This window comes from Lacisediminimonas profundi (assembly GCF_008831265.1).
Taxonomy (GTDB): domain Bacteria; phylum Pseudomonadota; class Gammaproteobacteria; order Burkholderiales; family Burkholderiaceae_D; genus Lacisediminimonas; species Lacisediminimonas profundi.
In genome coordinates this window covers 345926-364770 of record NZ_VTTH01000004.1, presented here as the reverse complement: position 1 = coordinate 364770, position 18845 = coordinate 345926, and the positions used below count along the sequence as shown (strand labels likewise).

The following is an 18845-nucleotide window of genomic DNA, read 5'->3' as shown; positions in this document are numbered from 1 at the left end:
GCGCTCACAGCGCGGCCGGCCCGAAATTCTGCAGCGCAGCATCAGCCGCGGTCGAGCAGGCGCCGATCACGCTTGGTGGGACGCCCCTTGATCGCCATTGCTGGTTCGTGGAACAGGCGACGTTCCTCGGAGGCGGCTTCCCGTCGCGCCACGCTGTCGGCGGTTTCCTGGTAAAGGCCCTGCGCCACCGACGCGGGTCCGCGCTTGTCGGCCAGGCCGGTGACGACCACGTCGAAGCGCCCGCCTTCATTGTCAATGCGCAGGCTATCGCCCGGTTTGACGTTGCGCGCCGGCTTGATGCGCTCGTCAGCCAGCCGCACACGGCCGGATTCAACCGCCTGCGTTGCCAGCGAACGCGTCTTGAAGAATCGCGCCGCCCATAGCCATTTGTCGATCCTGACGCTATCCATGTTGCATCCTTCCTGGCCACGCCCTTGTTTGATTGCATGGCGCCAAGGAACAAGCGCCACGGCTCAATTATATTCACCCAGCGTGATGATCCGCATCACCGCACGGTAGAGCAGGAAGGCGACGCCGTGCCACAAACGCTGGTGCCACGGTGTGTTGCTGAATTCTTCCAGCCTGACCCTGGTTCCCTCGGCCACACCGGTCATGATGTGCTCGCGCAGTGAAGCCGCAAATCCGGCGTCGCGCACGACGATGTTGGCTTCCTGGTTGACGAACAGGCTGAGCCCATCGTAATTGCTGGAGCCGACCGTCGCCCATTCGCCGTCAATGACTGCGACCTTGCCGTGCAACTGGGTCTTGCGGTACTCGACGATACGCACGCCGGCACGCAGAAGCTTGGGGTAATAGGACTGCGCCACAGCATCCTGCATGACGAACTGGCCGACACCGAGCAGCAATGTCACTTCCACGCCGCGCAATGCCGCGGACTCCAGCGCCGCGCGCAGCTTGCGTCCGGGAGCAAAGTAGGGTGTGACCAGCAACGCCTCCCTGCGCGCATGCCCCAGCGCATGCAGGTAGGAGCGCTGGATCGTGGTGCGGTTGCGGAAGTTGTCGCGCACGACCAGGCCCGCGACTGCCGGCGCATCGCCGGATGCAGCCCGGGTGCCGCGCATGTTCGCCAGCCGCTCGATGCGCGCAATCAGGGGCAGCGGGCCAAGGCGTGCCCATTGCCCTTGCAACTCCTGCTGCAGCACGACCACCAGCGGCCCATTGATCTTGATCCCGAAGTCCCAGCGTGGCGCCGGCAGCCGCACCTGCGGGTCGCCGTCGTCCACCATGTCGTCGATGATGTTCAGGCCGCCCAGGAAGGCCACTGCACCATCGACCACGCACATCTTGCGGTGCATCCTGGTCAGGCCGCGGCGGAACCAGGGATTGAAGTTCCGGTGCGCGACGCCGGTCTGTCCGAACTCGCGTTTGAGTCTGGCCGACTCGCGATGACCGGTGCCAACCCAATCGGTCACCACATGCACCGCAACCCCACGGGCAGCCGCCCGTCCAAGGGCATTGCGTACTGCGTCACCGGTGCCATCGAGCGCAAAAATATATGTTTCAAGCCAGATCTCGGCCCGGGCCGCGTTGATGGCGCCGATCAGTTCAGGGAAATATTCATCTCCGCGATGCAGCAGCGTAATCTGGTTACCGGCAGTGTAGGTGACTGAACGCATCAGTGCGGGGGCGCAAGAAAGGACCAGCGCCATTCTATGCGCATTGGGATGCGGCCATGCCGGATTCAGGAAATGGCGGAGATCAGGGGGCGGAGATCAGGGGGCGGACATCAGGAGGCAGACGTCAGGTGGCGGACCTCAGGCGCAGCGTCGCAATCAGCGGTGCATGGTCGGACAGCCTGGCCCAGCGCACGCCGTGCAATACCTTGGCCGATTCGATCTCGAACCCGCGCACGTAGATCCGGTCCAGTTGCAGCATCGGCATCGCTGCGGGGAAGGTACGGGCCGGCTGGATTTTCGGACCACGGCCGGCAAGCCGGCGCAGATACGTGCCGAAGCCGCGGCTGGAAAGCCCTGCGTCCGACACCTCGCACACCTGGAGCTGGTCGAAGAGGGTCTGGCTCAGGCGGTTTTCCCAATCGTTGAAATCGCCGGCGATGATGACCGGCGCCCCTGCCGGCGCCGAATTCGCCACCGCCTCGACCAGCGCTTCGGTCTGCCGCTTGCGGCTCCCTGCGAACAGGCCAAGGTGAACGACAAAACAGTGGATATCGGTGTTTTCTGCCCGGGTCACGCAATGCAATATGCCGCGTGCCTCATAGGCGTGGTCCGACACATCCTGGTTACGCGAATGGATGATGGGAAAGTTGGACATCAGCGCATTGCCATGGTGTCCGTGGTCATAGGCCGCGTTCAGGCCATAGGCAACGTGCTGCCCCTCGCCAGCAAGGAAATCATGCTGCCCTTCCATCGGCCAGCTGCCGGCATAGCGCAGCGCATGCAGGTCGTGCCGCCCCTGGACTTCCTGCAGGAAGATGATGTCCGCATCCATCGAACCGATCGCGGCTTTCAGTTCTTGCACACGGGGACGGCTCCCGATCGAGGAAACGCCCTTGTGGATGTTGTAGGTGGCAATTTTCAGCTTCATCTGGTTCCGTTCTGATCATGCCTGCAAGCAGGCAACCGGGCCGGCAACTGCAAGATCGCTTCGGCGTTGGAGGGCGAGAAGCAGCGGTCAGCCGCTTCCCGCCAGGGCAGCCACAAATAGCGGCTGTGCTCACGCGGCGAAAGCGCCAGCGGCACCGTGCGCGGCACCTGCAGGCCGAACACATGTTCAAGGTTTTTCGTCACGCCGGGCGCATAGCGATGCCGCCACACAGGATAGATTTCATAGAAGTTCGAAAGTTGCCAGTCCACCAGGCATTCGGCCGGCACATTGCCGTCCGCGCCGATCCGGATACCGGTTTCTTCCTGCACCTCGCGCACCGCCGTCGTGCGCAACTCTTCCTCGGGAAAATCCTTGGATCCGGTCACCGATTGCCAGAAGTCTTGCCGGTCGGCTCTTTCCATCAGCAACACGTCCAGTTCGGGCGTGTGGATCACCACCAGGACCGACTCGGGGATCTTGTGCGTGCGCTCTTGCATGGAATGGAATCAGTGGAATAACAGGACAGAGACGAAATCGGGACAAACAGTGACAAAAAAAGGCGCGAGAAACTCGCGCCTTGATTATGCCGCATGCCGCCCGATCAGGCCTTGACTGCCGGTTCGACGTTGCGCAAGCGGATGTGCAGTTCGCGCAACTGCTTCTCGTCCACCGGCGACGGCGCCTGGGTCAACAGGCACTGGGCGCGCTGGGTTTTCGGGAAAGCAATCACGTCACGGATCGATTCGGCACCGGTCATCATCGTCACGATGCGGTCGAGGCCGAACGCCAGTCCGCCGTGCGGGGGCGCGCCGTACTGGAGGGCGTCGAGCAGGAAGCCGAATTTCAGTTGCGCCTCATCATCCTCGATCTTGAGTGCGCGGAACACCTTGCTCTGGACATCGGCACGGTGGATACGAACCGAGCCACCGCCCAGCTCCCAGCCGTTGAGCACCATGTCATAAGCCTGCGCGATCGCGCGGCCCGGATCAGTGTCGATGAAATTCTCGTGCCCCGGCTTGGGCGCCGTGAACGGATGATGCAACGCGACCCAGCGGTCAGCGCCCTCGTCATATTCGAACATCGGGAAGTCGACCACCCACAACGGGCGCCAGTCTTCGTCGAACAGGCCGTTCTTGCGGCCGAAGTCGCTGTGGCCGATCTTGACCCGCAGGGCGCCGATAGCGTCGTTGACTACCTTTGCCTTGTCGGCGCCGAAGAAAATCAGGTCGCCATCCTCGGCGCCGGTGAGTTCGACGATGCGCGCCAGGGCGGCGTCATGCAGGTTCTTGACGATCGGCGACTGCAAGCCCTCGCGCCCCTTGGCCTTTTCGTTGACCTTGATGTAGGCCAGCCCTTTGGCGCCATAGATTGCAACAAACTGGGTGTAGGCATCGATCTCCGAGCGCGGCATGCTGCCGCCGCCGGGAATGCGCAGGCCCACGACCCGCCCGCCCTCGGCATTGGCGGCGCCGGAAAACACCTTGAAATCGACATCCTTCATCACCTCGGTCAGCTCGGTGAACTGCAGCTTGACCCGCATGTCCGGCTTGTCCGACCCGTACATGCCCATGGCGGTGGCAAAGTCCATCACCGGGAAAGGACTTGGAAGCTCGACCCCCAGCGCATTGCGGAACACGGTTCGCAGCATGTCCTCGAACATGTCACGGATCTCCTGCTCGGTCAGGAAAGACGTCTCGCAATCGATCTGCGTGAATTCCGGCTGGCGATCGGCGCGCAGGTCTTCGTCGCGGAAGCATTTGGTGATCTGGTAATAGCGGTCAAAGTTGGCGACCATCAGCAGTTGCTTGAACAGCTGCGGCGACTGCGGCAGCGCAAAAAACTCTCCGGCATTCACCCGCGACGGAACCAGGTAGTCGCGCGCACCTTCCGGGGTCGACTTGGTCAGCATCGGCGTTTCGATGTCGATGAAGCCGTTCTGGTCCAGGTACTTGCGCACTTCCATCGTCACTTTGTAGCGCAGGCGCAGGTTCTTTTGCATCTGCGGCCGGCGCAGGTCGAGCACGCGGTGGGTCAGGCGCGTGGTTTCGGACAGGTTGTCGTCATCGAGCTGGAAAGGCGGCGTGACGGAAGGATTCAAGACCTCCAGTTCGTGGCACAGCACTTCAATCTTGCCCGACGTCAGGTTGGTGTTGGCCGTGCCTTCCGGACGCAGGCGAACGATGCCGGTCACACGCAGGCAGAATTCGTTGCGCACCGCCTCGGCCGCCTTGAAAACATCGGCGCGATCGGGGTCGCACACCACCTGCACCAGGCCTTCGCGGTCGCGCAGGTCGATGAAGATGACGCCGCCATGGTCGCGGCGGCGATGTACCCAGCCGCACAGGCTGACGGTTTGTCCAAGCAGCGCCTCGGTAGTCAGGCCGCAGTATTCAGTTCGCATTGACATGATTTTTTTCCAGTTCGTGTTCTTTTCCGGGCAGCGCCGGTCAATCGCCCGGCGGGTGCACTTTGGCCGGATCGATGATGTGGGTTTTTTCGAAATATTCCGGCGACACCACGCCCATCGAGACGATGTACTTCAGCGCCTGGTCGACGTTCATGTCGAGTTCGATGGTGTCCGCCCGCGGCACCATCAGGAAAAAGCCTGAGGTCGGGTTGGGGGTGGTCGGAACGTAAAGGCTGACGTAGTCGCCCTGCAGGTGGTTGCGCACATCGCCGCCAGGCGTGCCGGTAAGGAACGCGATGGTCCATGAGCCTTCGCGCGGATACTGGACCAGTACGGCCTTGCGAAATGCGTTGCCGGAGGACGAAAACAGCGTGTCGGAGACCTGCTTGACGCTGTTATAGATCGAATTGACGACCGGAATCCGCTTCAGCAGCAACTCCCACACATGCACCACCTGCTTGCCGACGAAATTGTGGGTCGCCAGTCCGGTGACAAAGATCACCAGCAGCGTGAGCACGGTGCCCACCCCCGGAATATTGAAGCCGAAAAACGCCGCAGGCCGCCATTTCTCGGGCAGCAGCAACAGCGACTGGTCCAGTGTTCCGATGATGAGGTTCAGCACCCACAGCGTAATCGCGAGGGGAACCAGTACCAGCAGGCCTGTAATGAAGTATTTGCGCATGGTGAAATCCTGCAGGTGGCTTTGGCTCGAATGTCAGGCGGCGGTATCGCCGGAGGAAGACGCCGGCGCGGCAGTGGCGGCGCTGCTGCTGCCGCTGCTGCTACTGGAACTTTCGGATTTTCCTGCGTCTGCGGCAACGGCGGGACTGGCCGGCACCGATGCCGGCTTTTTCGGGCCGTCCCGGAAATCGGTCACATACCAACCCGTGCCCTTTAGCTGGAAGCCGGCAGCGGTAAGCTGCTTGCTGAAGGTGGATTGATGGCACTCAGGACATTCGGTCAGCGCAGCGTCGGAGACTTTCTGCAGGACGTCCTTGGCAAAACCGCAGGAACTGCAGCGGTAAGCGTAAATAGGCATGAAGTCTTCCCTCGGGAAATCGTACAAAACCCTGAATTATAAAGGGTTTCGATCGAGGCTCGATGACTTTGCCGCCGGCGGCAGCGCAAACTGGTGATGCGGCACCCACTGTGGCAGCAGCGAGCCGGCCAGCATGCCGCCCAGACTGGCCAGTACGCCGACCAGTTGCGGCGGCCAGGTTCCGTCGGGCGCGAAAAGCTCCATCAGCACCCAACTAGAGAAAGCCAGCAGCACCGCCGCCAGTGCGCCCTGGCGGCTTGCGTGCTTCCAGTACATGCCAAAGGCGAGCGGCACGAAAGCGGCCACCAGCGTGATCTTGTAGGCATTCTCGACCATCTTGAAGATGCTGGATGTGGTGTTGAGCGCAAACAGGGTAACGATCACGGTAAAGACCAGCACCACGGTGCGCATCATGAACAGGAACTGGCGGTCCGTCTGCTTCGGCCACATTGCGCGCAGGATGTTTTCGCTGAAGGTGACCGACGGGGCCAGTAGCGTGGCGCTGGCGCAGCTCTTGATCGCCGACAACAGGGCACCGAAAAACAGCACCTGGGCCAACAGCGGAACCTTGGTCATGATCAGGGTGGGCAGGATCAGTTGCGGGTCCTTGTCGATCAGCTCGGCGACCATTGCCGGATCGATCATGGTTGCCGAATAGGCCAGGAACATCGGAATGAAGGCGAAGCAGAAATACATGACACCGCCGAGCACCGAGGCGCGGCCGGCGATCTGTTCCGTGGCGGAAGATGACACGCGCTGGAACACGTCCTGCTGGGGGATGGAACCGAGCATCATCGTGATCCATGCGGCGATGAACCACAACAGCTCCCTGGGCGTGGGCGACGGCCAGAATTCGAGCTTGCCGGCGGCCTTGGCATGGGCGATCACGTTGCCGGCGCCGCCGACCATGCCGGACACTTCCCATCCGATATACAGCATCCCGATGACGATGATGATCATCTGGAGGAAGTCGGTGATCGCGACCGACCACATGCCTCCCATCAGGGTGTACACCAGCACGCTTGCGGCGCCGATGATCATGCCGGTTTCCATCGAAATCGCGCCGCCCGACACAACGTTGAATACCAGGCCAAGCGCCTTGATCTGGGCCGCCACCCAGCCCAGGTAGGAGACGACGATGCACAGCGTGACCAGCACCTCGACCGTTCGCCCGTATTTCAGTTTGTAGTAGTCGCCGATCGTCAGCAGGTTCATCCGATACAGCGGCCGCGCGAAGAACAGGCCCACCAGGATCAGGCACATCGAGGAACCGAAAGGATCGGACACCACCCCGCTCAGCCCCTCCTTGACGAAGGTGGATGAAATGCCGAGCACGGTTTCGGAACCGAACCAGGTGGCGAATACGGTCGCGGTCACGACATACATCGGCAGCGAGCGGCCGGCGAGCGCAAAATCCTTGGAAGAATTGACCAGGCGCGCCGCATACAGGCCGATGCCGACGGAAATGACCCAGTAAATTATGACGAACCAGATCAGTGCATTCATGGGCGGTCCTTATGACGCCGGGCAGTGTCGATCGATTGGAACAGCGACGGATTATATCGAACGAATGACTGGAATCAACACATGCGGACACCGCAATTGATGCGAAAAACCGGTGCCGGCCTCAATGGAACCATTGAACCCAGCGCAATGCCAGTTGGACCACAAGCACCCCAAGCACCAAACCGCCCCCGAAGTAGATCGCCATCGACAGCAGCAGGTTGGTGCGCCGCTGTTCGGCGAGCAATTGCGCCAACAGCTGGTCCTGGCGCGAATCGCCGTGGACCGCCTTGGTCAGCGCCTGGTGCGCCAGCCGCGGCAACTGCGGCAACAGTTGACTGTAGCGCGGCGCTTCGGACTTGAGCCGCTCCAGCAGGCCGCGCCAGCCGACCTGCTCCTGCATCCAGCGTTCCAGGTAGGGTTTGGCAGTCTTCCACAGGTCCAGCTCGGGATCGAGCTGGCGGCCCAGGCCTTCGATATTCAGCAAGGTCTTCTGCAACAGCACCAGTTGCGGCTGGACTTCCACATTGAAGCGGCGCGACGCCTGGAACAGGCGCAGAAGCACCTGGCCGAACGAGATGTCCCGCAGCGGCCGGTTGATGATCGGCTCGCAGCAGGCGCGCACGGCTGCTTCCAGTTCGTCCACCCGGGTGTCTTTCGGCGCCCATCCCGATTCGATATGCGCCTCGGCCACCCGCTTGTAGTCCCGGCGGAAGAATGCCAGGAAGTTTTGCGACAGGTAGTCCTTGTCAAAGTCGGTGAGGGTGCCGACGATGCCGAAATCGAGCGCGATATAACGACCGAAAGTATCCGGAGCCACCGACACCAGGATATTCCCCGGATGCATGTCGGCGTGGAAAAAACCGTCGCGGAACACCTGGGTAAAGAAAATCTCGACGCCGTCGCTCGCCAGCTTCCTGAGATCCACGCCCTCGGCGACCAGGCGCTCCGTTTGCGAGATCGGAATGCCCTTCATTCGCTCCATCACGATCACCGATTCGGAACAATGATCCCAGATCATTTCGGGAACCATCAGCAGATTCGATCCGGCGAAATTGCGGCGCAGCTGGCTGGCATTTGCCGCCTCCCGCATCAGATCCAGCTCGTCATGCAGGTATTTGTCGAACTCCGCCACGACCGCCTGCGGACGCAGGCGCTTGCCGTCGGCCCACCAGCGCTCGACCCAACTCGCCGCAATGCGCAGCAGTTCAATATCCTCGTCGATCGAACGGTGCACGCCGGGGCGCAGCACTTTGACCGCAACCTCTGCACCGTTTTTCAGGACGGCGAAATGGACCTGCGCAATGGAGGCTGAAGCGACCGGCTCGCGCTCGAAAGTAGCAAACAGTTCGTCCGGATGCGCGCCGAGGGAACGACGAATCTGGTCGATCGCCAGGTGGGACGGAAACGGTGGCACCCGGTCCTGCAGGAGAGCCAGCTCATCGGCGACGTCGGGCGGCAACAGGTCGCGCCGGGTGGACAGCACCTGCCCGAACTTGACAAAGATAGGACCCAGCTCCTCGAGCGCCTGCCGCAGCCGCGCGCCGCGCGGGGCGGAAATGTCACGCCAGAAGAACACCTTGTCGATGAAACGGGCCAATCCCGGGGCGCCAAGCTCGGAGACCGCCATGTGGTCCAGGCCGTAGCGAAGGGTGACGCGGATAATTTTCAGTAGCCGCAGGAAACGCCGGATCATGCGCGCCCCTTCAGCTTGTCCAGGCGTTTGGCCAGACGCTCGACGTCGTCGCGCAGTTCGCTGACCGCGGCGCCGAAGTCGCGCAGCGATTGCTGGCGAACCAGGGTGGGATTTTCTTCCAGCAGGTATTCCGCCATATTTTCCATTACGCTCACATGGACGGAACGCACGGCGTCCCATCCTTTCCTGGCCGTGCCGGCAATCCGGACTGCCGCCAGGTCGCCGAACACGCGCGACAGGTCTTCCTCGGCGTCCCAGCGCAATCTGGTCAGCAGCTGCGACAGCACGCTGGCGAATTCGGCATCGCCCTCGATTCGCACATGCGAGAAGGCCCGTGTCCGGTCCTGCAGCAACAGCGGCAGGTCGCCCGCCTTGATGAAAATCGAAACATCCGGCGCTGCGGCAGGATCTGCCGCACTCACAGCACCCCCGGCCTCGACCGCCAGCCGCAGGTCGGCCACGCCAGCGTCGATGCGGGCAATCTTGCCGGCATGGGCTGCCAGCCGGCTCTTTTCAGCCGCATCCTGCTCAAGCAGATGGTTGATGGCGGCGGCGATCAGGGAAGGTGTCATCGGGATTGCAAAATAAAAAAACCGCCCGTGAGAACGGGCGGTTTCCAGTTTAACAGCTTGCACCTGCCCAACGGGCAGGCTGTGCGGATCAGTTCACTTGCTGGATCCCGGCAAGAATCCATCCGCCCTGTCCATTGACTGGCTTGACAAGGTTCCACACCTCGGTGAACGGCGCCGTGTTGGCGTCTGCGCTTTCGCGGATCAGCCCTTCGAAGCGGACGCTGGCTACGTAGTCGCTGCCCTCTTGCTCGATGCCCAGCAAATCGGCATTGACCGACACCACGTCAGTGACGTTGGCGGCCGCACCGCGCTCCTGGATTTCCAGCTTCAGTTCGGCGTACATCTCGGGGGTCGTGAACTCGGCCAGGTCCTTGATATCCGCCTTGTCCCATGCTGCTTGCAGGCGAATGAAATACGTCTTGGCATGGCGCAGGAAAGCCGGAACATCGAAATCCGCCGGTACGCCGAATGGCAGTGCGCCAGCCGGTGCGGCGGTACCGGAAGCAGCAGTATCGGCCTGGAATGCCGCCGGCTGCGCCGGTTGCTCAAGGCGTGAACCAATCTCCGGTGTCGACGAGCCCCCGTTGTAACCGCCCGCAAATGCCGGAGCAGACGGCTGGTTACCCGATTTCCGGGTGAAGAAGCGATACAGGAAGAATGCCGCCATCGCGATCAATGCAATCGTCAGGATGCTGCCGATTGCACTGGCCAGCGCGCCGCCCATCCCGAGATGCGACAGCAATGCGCCCAGGCCGAGGCCAAGCAGGGCGCCGCCCAGCATGCCGCGCCACGGGCTGGCGGGTTTTGGCGCTGCCGCGCCTGGTGCAGCAGCCGGCGCAGCCGGTTTTGCTGCCTGTTGCTGCATCGGCTGTGCCGCTTGCTTGCCGGCGGCCGGCGACTGGCGGCCGATCGAACTGCCACCGCCCAGGCGCTTGGCCTCCGCGTCGGCCACTACCATCGTCGCGCTGATGGCTACCATCATCATCGCAATAAATAATTTTTTCATAACCAACGTCTCCTAAAGTTTGATACCGGTGTGGAGTGCCGCCACACCCGCGGTCAAATTGAAATACTGAACCTGTTCAAGCCCGGCTTCCTGCATCATCTGCTTCAGGGTTTCCTGGTCCGGGTGCATCCGGATCGACTCTGCCAGATAGCGATAGCTTTCCGAGTCATTGGCGATCTTCTTGCCCAGCCACGGTAACACCGAAAACGAATACACGTCGTATGGCTTCTTCAACGGCTCCCAAACCTTCGAAAATTCAAGCACCAGGAGCTTTCCTCCCGGCTTCAGCACGCGCTGCATTTCAGCAAGCGCCCGATCCTTGTGCGTCATGTTGCGCAGCCCGAACGCAACGCTCACCCGGTCAAAATAGTTGCTGGGGAAGGGCAGGCGCTCTGCGTCACATAGCAAGGTGGGGGTAACCAGTCCGTCATTCAAGAGATTGTCGCGACCGACCCGAAGCATCGATTCGTTGATGTCGGTAAGCCAGACCTCTCCGCTGGGCCCTGCCTTGCGGGCAAATGCCCGGGCCAGGTCGCCGGTTCCACCGGCAATGTCCAGCACCTTGAATCCCGGCCGTATTCCGGCCTGGGCGACCGTAAACGCCTTCCAGATGCGATGCAGACCGGCTGACATCAGGTCGTTCATCACATCGTACTTACCCGCTACCGAGTGAAAAACCTCGGCGACCTTGTGTACCTTTTCTTCTTCAGCGACTGACTGATATCCGAAGTGCGTGGTATTGGGCATTGCTGGAAACCTGTTGACGAGAGCCGATTATAGAGTGCCGGCCCGGGAGTGGAAGGGGAGTTCTTGCGGTTTTACCGAAGTGTCATGCCGGGAAATTCTCAGTGCCCGCAGCCATGTCCGGGCTGACCGCCGGCGGCCACCATCGGCAGCTCGCGGCCGGCCTCGCGCCCAAGGCCGGCGTCGTCCAGTCGTTGCAGGTAGTTTTCCCACAACTCCGGCTGGTTCGAACCCAGCCAGTACAGGTAATCCCAGGAATAGATGCCGGTATTGTGGCTATCAGAGAAATGTGGCTGTACGGCATAGTTCCCCACCGGCTCCAGTGCCGTCAGGTCAACATTACGTTTGCCGGTTTGCAAGGTTTCCTGTCCGGGGCCATGTCCGCGCACCTCGGCCGATGGCGAGTACACGCGCAACAGTTCAAAGGGCAGTTCGAAGCGCTCCCCGCCCTCGAACTCCAGTTCCAGCAAACGCGACTGCCGGTGCACCGTGATGGCGGTCGGGACAGGTGCGGCTGAGGATGAAGCTTGTGGCATGACTACTCCTGGAGCATGGAAAATTGACGAACAAGCATGCTGCGCAGCGCCGGCAGCAGCGCCTGCCGCTGCGCCAGCGATTGCCGTTCGGGTTCACGCTGCGCCGCAGCCCAGATGGCGGCGGGGTAATGCGCGTCGTCAGAATAACGTGGAATCACATGCCAGTGCAGGTGCGGGGTCATGGTTCCGAAACTGGCGAGGTTGATCTTGTCCGGAGACATGACCTGCCGGATTGCCGCCTCGACCATGAATACCGCCCGCATCAGATGGGCACGCTCGTCCGGGGACAGGTCGGTCATCTCCCGGACATGCGCGTTCCAGATCACGCGGCAAAAGCCCGGGTAGGCCTGGTCCTCGACCAGGACCACGCGCAACCGGGCGTCCTGGCACAGCAATTCGCCGCCCGGGGCAGCGCACAATTCACAGTTTGCGCTCATCGCCTCAGACCAGGATGCGTTCGATGCCGCCGTCATTGGCGCGCGCAACATACTCGGGCAGCCAGTTCTCGCCCAGCAAGTGTTTCGCCATCTCGACCACAATGTAGTCGGCGGTGGTGCCGGCGTCCTCGTTGAAGCGCGACAGTCCCTGCAGGCAGGACGGGCAGGACGTCAGTATCTTCACGTCGCCGGCAAAACCGTCCTCGCGCAACTTCTGCGCGCCTTTTTCCATCTCGGATTCCTTGCGGAAGCGGACCTGGGTCGAAATGTCGGGCCGCGACACAGCCAGCGTGCCGGACTCGCCGCAGCAGCGTTCGTTCTTCTCGATTTTTGCCTGGCCGGCGGCAGCGATCAGCGAATTCACCGTCTTGAGCGGATCCTGCTGCTTCATCGGTGAATGGCAGGGATCGTGATACATGTAGCGTACACCGCCCACGCCTTCCATCCGCACCCCCTTTTCCAGCAGGTACTCGTGAATGTCGATGATGCGGCAGCCGGGGAATATCTGCTCGAATTCATAGCCCTGCAACTGGTCGTAGCAGGTTCCGCACGACACCACCACGGTCTTGATATCGAGGTAGTTCAGCGTATTGGCCATGCGGTGGAACAGCACCCGGTTGTCGGTGATGATCTTCTCGGCCTTGTCGAATTCGCCGTTGCCGCGTTGCGGATAGCCGCAGCACAGGTAACCCGGCGGCAATACCGTCTGCACACCGACGTGCCAGAGCATCGCCTGCGTGGCGAGTCCGACTTGCGAGAACAGCCGCTCGGATCCGCAGCCCGGGAAATAGAACACCGCCTCCGTCTCCGGCCCCGTGGCCTTCGGATCGCGGATGATCGGGACCATCTTGTTGTCTTCGATGTCCAGCAATGCGCGCGCGGTCTTCTTCGGCAGGTTGCCAGGCATTTTCTTGTTGATGAAATGGATCACCTGCTCGCGCACGGGCGCCTTGCCATGGGTCGCCGGCGGCGCCTTGGTCTGCTTGCGGGCGAATTTCTTCAGCACGTCATTGGCCAGGCGCTGCGCCTTGTAGCCCCAGCCTATCATCACCTGCCGGGTGGCATTGATGGTGGCGGGATCGGTGGCGTTCAGGAAGAACATCGATGCTGCCGTACCCGGCTTGAACGACTTCTTGTCCATCTTGCGCAGCAGGTTGCGCATGTTCATCGACACGTCGCCGAAATCGATATCCACCGGGCAGGGCGTCACGCATTTATGGCAGACGGTGCAGTGGTCCGCCACGTCCTCGAACTCCTCCCAGTGGCGGATCGAAATGCCGCGCCGGGTCTGCTCCTCATACAGGAAAGCCTCAACCAGCAGCGATGTCGCCAGGATCTTGTTGCGAGGCGAATAGAGCAGGTTGGCGCGCGGCACGTGCGTGGCGCACACCGGCTTGCATTTTCCGCAGCGCAGGCAGTCCTTGACGCTGCTGGCAATGGCGCCGATGTCGCTCTGCTGCATGATCAGCGATTCGTGCCCCATCAGTCCGAACGAAGGGGTGTAGGCATTGCGCAGGTCGGCATGCAGGCCGTCCAGGTTCAACAGCTTGCCCTTGTTGAAGCGTCCTTCCGGATCGACCCGCTGCTTGTACAGCCGGAAGTCGCGGATCTCGTCTTCGGTCAGGAATTCGAGCTTGGTGATGCCGATGCCGTGCTCGCCCGAGATCACGCCGTCCAGCGAACGGGCCAGCGCCATGATGCGTGCCACGGCTGCATGCGCATCCTGCAGCATCTGGTAGTGATCGGAGTTGACCGGCAGGTTGGTGTGGACGTTGCCGTCGCCAGCATGCATGTGCAGGGCCACGAACACGCGGCCGCGCAGCACGCTCTTGTGGATTGCGTTGCATTCGTCCAGGATCAGGCGGAACGCCGCGCCACTGAATATGTTCCGCAGGACACTGCGCACCTCCTTCTTCCACGACACGCGGATGCTGCGGTCCTGCACGACGTCGAACACGCGCGCGTCGGGCTGCTTCTCCAGCCGCAAGCCGAGTTCGGCTTCCAGCGCTTCCAGTCCGAGCCCGGCCAGTTGCGGAAGCGCATCGCGCAGCGGCAGGTCGAGTTGCGCCAGCAGCCAAGTCCAGCGGGCGCTGACTTGCTGCAGCAACTGATCAGCCTGGCTCACGCGGTCTTCCAGCACCTCGGCATCAGGAATGATCTCGCTTTCGGCGTCGTCGTTCTTGCCCAGCGGCAGGTGGCCTCGTGCAAAAAACTCCTTCAGTTCCTGCACAAGTTGCAGCTTGTTGCGTATCGAGAGCTCGATATTGATGCGCTCGATGCCGTCGGTGTACTCGCCCATGCGGTTAAGCGGGATCACCACGTCTTCATTGATCTTGAAAGCGTTGGTGTGCTTGGCGATGGCGGCAGTGCGCGCCCGGTCCAGCCAGAATTTCTTGCGCGACTCCGGACTGACGGCGACAAAGCCTTCGCCGACGCGCTGGTTGGCAATGCGAACCACCTCCGAGGCTGCCCGCGCCACCGCTTCATCGGTGTCGCCGACGATATCGCCGAACAAGGCCATTTTCGGCAGCACGCCACGCTTGGACTTGGTAGCATAGCCGACTGCCCGAAGGTAGCGCTCGTCCAGGTGTTCCAGGCCGGCCAGGATGGCGCCGCCCTGCCTGGTCTGCTCGTCCAGATAGTCCTTGATCTCGACGATTGACGGTATCGCATCGCGTGCCTGGCCGAAAAATTCCAGGCACACGGTGCGCGTGAACTTCGGCATCTTGTGCAGGATCCAGCGGCCGGACGTGATCAGGCCATCGCAGCCTTCCTTCTGTATGCCCGGCAGGCCTGCGAGGAATTTGTCGGTGACGTCCTTGCCCAGGCCCTCCTTGCGGAAGGTGCGCCCGGGAATTTCGAGCGTCTCGGTGCGAAATGGTGCCGCGGGCGCTGCGCTCCTGCCCTTTTCCGCCGGGTGGGTCCACTCGAGCTTGAAGCGCGCGACCGGCGCGTCATGGATCTTGCCCAGGTTGTGGTCCAGCCGCGTGACTTCCAGCCAGTCGCCGTTCGGGTCGACCATCCGCCAGCTGGCCAGGTTGTCGAGCGCCGTGCCCCACAGGACGGCCTTCTTGCCGCCCGCGTTCATCGCGATGTTGCCGCCGATGCAGGAAGCTTCGGCCGAAGTCGGATCGACCGCGAACACGAACCCGGCTTTCTCCGCCGCTTCCGCGACGCGCTTGGTGACGACACCCGCGCCCGAATAAATGGTCGCGTACTCGCGGTCGAGGCCGGGCAGGGTCGTCATTTCGACCGGCCCCAGGTGTTCCAGCTTCTCGGTATTGATCACCGCCGACATCGGCGTCAGCGGAATGGCGCCGCCGGTGTAGCCGGTGCCGCCTCCGCGCGGAATGATGGTCAGCCCGAGCTCGATGCAGGCCTTGACCAGGCCGGCCATCTCGTCTTCGCTGTCAGGCGTGAGCACAACGAACGGATACTCGACCCGCCAGTCGGTCGCGTCGGTGACATGGGAAACCCGCGACAGGCCGTCGAACTTGATGTTGTCACGCGCCGTGTAGCGCCCGAGCACGCGATAGGCCTTCTTGCGCAGGTCCCAGGTGCTGCGAAACTCTTCGGCGAAGGCGGAAACCGCCCCCTGTGCCGCCTTCAGCAGGATTCCGACGTTGGCGCTACGGGTCTCCGACTCGGCATCGCCGGCGTCGGCCACATCAGTCGTGACGCGCCGTTTATCGACCTCGCCCAGGCGATGGTACAAAGCCTCGATCAAGGCCTGGCGACGCTTGGGGTTGTCCAGCATGTCGTCCTGCAGGTACGGATTGCGGCGGACGACCCAGATATCGCCCAGCACTTCGTACAGCATGCGCGCCGAGCGCCCGGTCTGCCGCGCTGCGCGCAGCTTCTGCAGGAGCGTCCAGGCATCTTCCCCGAGCAGGCGGATGACAATCTCGCGATCGGAAAAGGAGGTGTAGTTGTAGGGAATTTCGCGCAGGCGGGCGCCGGCGTCGTGAGTTGACGTATCGGACAACAGGGCCTGGATTTGAGCGGGAGCGTTCATCGGTAAAAAAGGCGGGACGCTAAACATACATTCTAGCGTATTGCGTTGCACAAGCCGGGAACACCCCTACCGCGCAAGGGTTCTATCCGGCGCGATCGGCGGTAGGCAAAATGACAGGCAGTGCGGTCAGAACAGCTCGCCGACCCTCCTCCAGAACCCGTCCGGGACGTAAAGCAGCAGGCTGGTCATGCACAGGTAGCGCAGCATCTTGCCAATTGCCATATAGACCACGCACGGCCAGAACGGCAGCCGCAACCAGCCGCCCACCGTGCACAAGGGGTCGCCAATGCCGGGCAGCCAGGCCAGTAGCATGGCCTTGGCGCCAAAGCGCTGCAGCCAGCCAAACCAGACCGTCGAGCGCTGGCGCGCGAACGCCTGCTTGGCGCCGTAGCCCATCCAGTAGTCGACGATGCCGCCGGCCGTATTGCCCAGCGTCGCCACCCCAATGGCTGGCCAGAACAAGTCCGGATTGGCCTTGACGACGGCGAATACCGCCGGCTCCGACCCCAAGGGCAACAGGGTCGCGGAAATAAAGCTGATGATGAATACCGAGCCCAATCCCACGCTCGGAACGGCAAGAACGGCAAGCAACCACTCCACTGCGGTGACAAGCATAGAACCGGCGCTTTCCCTTGATCAAGGCGGTTGGTCTGAAGGCGTCCATTATAATGACCAGTTAGCTGCGACGGCTTTTCGCCGTCCTTCGCCGTTATTCGCCGTCATTCGCCGCAATCCGACCTCCCCCACCGAACCGCACAATGAGCATCGACTATCTGAAGAAAATCCTGACCGCCCGGGTCTACGATGTCGCGATCGAATCGCCACTCGATCCGGCGCCAACATTGTCTGCACGGATGGGCAATCAGATTTACTACAAGCGCGAGGACATGCAGAGCGTGTTCAGTTTCAAGCTGCGCGGCGCCTATAACAAGATGGCAAACCTGCCGCCGGCGCAATTGAAGCGCGGCGTGATCTGCGCCTCGGCCGGCAACCATGCGCAGGGCGTTGCGCTTTCGGCACGCAAGCTCGGCTGCCGAGCGGTGGTCGTGATGCCGACCACCACCCCGCAATTGAAGGTGGATGCGGTCAAGGCGCGCGGCGGCGAGGTGGTGCTGGCTGGCGATTCCTACAACGACGCCTACGACCATGCGCTCAAGCTGGAAAAGAAGCTGAAGCTGACTTTCGTTCATCCGTTCGACGACCCGGACGTCATCGCCGGCCAGGGAACGATCGCGATGGAAATACTGCACCAGCATTCGGGGCCGATACACGCAATTTTCGTCGCGATCGGCGGTGGCGGCCTGATCGCCGGCGTGGCCGCCTATGTCAAGGCGGTGCGTCCGGACATCAAGGTGATCGGCGTGCAAACCACGGACTCCGACGCCATGTCACGCAGCCTGAAAGCCGGTCGCCGGATCACCCTGAGCGAGGTCGGCTTGTTTTCGGACGGCACGGCCGTCAAGCTGGTCGGGGAGGAAACTTTCCGGCTGGCGCGCAAGTACGTCGACGAAATCATCCTGGTCGACACCGATGCGGTATGCGCCGCAATCAAGGATGTTTTCGAAGATACGCGCAGCATCCTCGAACCTGCCGGTGCGCTTGCCGTTGCGGGCGCGAAGGCCTACGTGGAGCGCGCGCGCAAGACGCGTTCGCCGGTGCGCGACCAGACGCTGGTCGCCATCGCCTGCGGCGCCAACATGAACTTCGACCGCCTGCGCTTCGTTGCCGAACGGGCGGAAGTGGGCGAAGCGCGGGAAGCCTTGTTTGCCGTGACGATACCCGAGGAGCACGGCAGCTTCCGGCGCCTGTGCGCACTGATCGGGCCACGCGCGGTGACTGAATTCAACTACCGCATCAGCGACGAGCGCTCCGCACATGTATTCGTCGGCCTGCAGGTCGCGAACCGGGACGACCCGCCAAGGCTGGCCAAGCAATTCGAGAAGCATGGATTCCCGACGCTCGACCTGACCCACAACGAAATGGCCAAGCTCCACATCCGGCACCTGGTGGGCGGCAAGAGCGTGCTGGCACAGGACGAGTTGCTGTACCGCTTCGAATTCCCCGAGCGGCCAGGTGCGCTGATCAACTTCCTGGAAAGCATGGCGCCCAACTGGAATATCAGCCTGTTCCATTACCGCAACCAGGGCGGCGACGTCGGCCGGGTGCTGGTCGGCCTGCAAGTGCCGAAGAAGGAAAAGAAAGAGCTGCAACAAGTGCTGGCCTCGTTGGGTCTTAACTTCCAGGACGAAACGGAGAACCCGGTCTACAAGATGTTCCTGTAGTGATGCCTCCGTGGCACCTCCATGGTGCCTTCGGCCTGCCCGA

Annotated in this window: 17 protein-coding genes; 1 reads left to right on the top strand and 16 read right to left on the bottom strand. The window is 62.1% G+C overall.

The window, feature by feature from the left end:
* Positions 1–41: 41 nt before the first annotated feature.
* The 16 genes from FVE66_RS14060 to FVE66_RS13985 all read right to left on the bottom strand — a co-directional run bounded on the left by FVE66_RS14060 (position 42) and on the right by FVE66_RS13985 (position 17135).
* Positions 42–410: an RNA-binding S4 domain-containing protein gene (locus FVE66_RS14060; protein WP_151448073.1), complete on the bottom strand. Its 369-nt coding sequence runs from the start codon at positions 408–410 to the stop codon at positions 42–44.
* Positions 411–473: 63 nt separating this feature from the next.
* Positions 474–1637: a phospholipase D-like domain-containing protein gene (locus FVE66_RS14055; RefSeq protein ID WP_151448171.1), complete on the bottom strand. Its 1164-nt coding sequence runs from the start codon at positions 1635–1637 to the stop codon at positions 474–476.
* Positions 1638–1761: 124 nt separating this feature from the next.
* Positions 1762–2565, bottom strand: coding sequence for an endonuclease/exonuclease/phosphatase family protein (locus FVE66_RS14050; RefSeq protein WP_151448072.1), 804 nt, complete (start codon positions 2563–2565; stop codon positions 1762–1764).
* Positions 2562–3062: a dihydroneopterin triphosphate diphosphatase gene (gene nudB / locus FVE66_RS14045; protein WP_151448071.1), complete on the bottom strand. Its 501-nt coding sequence runs from the start codon at positions 3060–3062 to the stop codon at positions 2562–2564. The genes FVE66_RS14050 and nudB overlap by 4 nt, the downstream gene beginning before the upstream one ends.
* A gap of 104 nt (positions 3063–3166) precedes the next feature.
* Entirely contained in the window at positions 3167–4972 is a 1806-nt protein-coding gene (aspS, locus tag FVE66_RS14040; RefSeq protein WP_151448070.1) for an aspartate--tRNA ligase, read from the bottom strand.
* A gap of 40 nt (positions 4973–5012) precedes the next feature.
* The gene (locus FVE66_RS14035) at positions 5013–5654 is read right to left on the bottom strand and encodes a DUF502 domain-containing protein (protein WP_151448069.1); all 642 of its coding nucleotides are present in this window, start codon (positions 5652–5654) and stop codon (positions 5013–5015) included.
* 33 nt (positions 5655–5687) lie between these two features.
* Positions 5688–6011, bottom strand: coding sequence for an FmdB family zinc ribbon protein (locus FVE66_RS14030; protein ID WP_151448068.1), 324 nt, complete (start codon positions 6009–6011; stop codon positions 5688–5690).
* Positions 6012–6047: 36 nt separating this feature from the next.
* Positions 6048–7517: a high affinity choline transporter 1 gene (locus FVE66_RS14025; RefSeq protein ID WP_151448067.1), complete on the bottom strand. Its 1470-nt coding sequence runs from the start codon at positions 7515–7517 to the stop codon at positions 6048–6050.
* A 121-nt stretch (positions 7518–7638) separates the two neighbouring features.
* Positions 7639–9210: a ubiquinone biosynthesis regulatory protein kinase UbiB gene (gene ubiB / locus FVE66_RS14020; RefSeq protein ID WP_151448066.1), complete on the bottom strand. Its 1572-nt coding sequence runs from the start codon at positions 9208–9210 to the stop codon at positions 7639–7641.
* Entirely contained in the window at positions 9207–9782 is a 576-nt protein-coding gene (locus FVE66_RS14015) for a ubiquinone biosynthesis accessory factor UbiJ (protein ID WP_151448065.1), read from the bottom strand. The genes ubiB and FVE66_RS14015 overlap by 4 nt, the downstream gene beginning before the upstream one ends.
* 88 nt (positions 9783–9870) lie before the next feature.
* A complete protein-coding gene (locus FVE66_RS14010; RefSeq protein ID WP_151448064.1) occupies positions 9871–10788 on the bottom strand; it encodes a Tim44 domain-containing protein in 918 nt (305 codons plus the stop codon).
* A 12-nt stretch (positions 10789–10800) separates the two neighbouring features.
* Positions 10801–11535: a bifunctional demethylmenaquinone methyltransferase/2-methoxy-6-polyprenyl-1,4-benzoquinol methylase UbiE gene (gene ubiE, locus FVE66_RS14005; protein ID WP_151448063.1), complete on the bottom strand. Its 735-nt coding sequence runs from the start codon at positions 11533–11535 to the stop codon at positions 10801–10803.
* Between the two features lie 98 nt (positions 11536–11633).
* Complete coding sequence (locus tag FVE66_RS14000) at positions 11634–12068, bottom strand: gamma-butyrobetaine hydroxylase family protein (protein ID WP_151448062.1); 435 nt, start codon at positions 12066–12068, stop codon at positions 11634–11636.
* A 2-nt stretch (positions 12069–12070) separates the two neighbouring features.
* Positions 12071–12505: an HIT family protein gene (locus tag FVE66_RS13995; protein WP_151448061.1), complete on the bottom strand. Its 435-nt coding sequence runs from the start codon at positions 12503–12505 to the stop codon at positions 12071–12073.
* Positions 12506–12509: 4 nt separating this feature from the next.
* A complete protein-coding gene (locus FVE66_RS13990; RefSeq protein ID WP_151448060.1) occupies positions 12510–16520 on the bottom strand; it encodes a DUF3683 domain-containing protein in 4011 nt (1336 codons plus the stop codon).
* Positions 16521–16646: 126 nt separating this feature from the next.
* Positions 16647–17135, bottom strand: coding sequence for a YqaA family protein (locus FVE66_RS13985; protein ID WP_151448059.1), 489 nt, complete (start codon positions 17133–17135; stop codon positions 16647–16649).
* 143 nt (positions 17136–17278) lie between these two features.
* On the opposite strand from FVE66_RS13985, the gene ilvA reads away from it, so the two are divergent.
* Positions 17279–18802, top strand: a complete 1524-nt coding sequence (gene ilvA, locus FVE66_RS13980; RefSeq protein WP_151448058.1) for a threonine ammonia-lyase, biosynthetic — start codon at positions 17279–17281, stop codon at positions 18800–18802.
* Positions 18803–18845 lie beyond the last annotated feature (43 nt).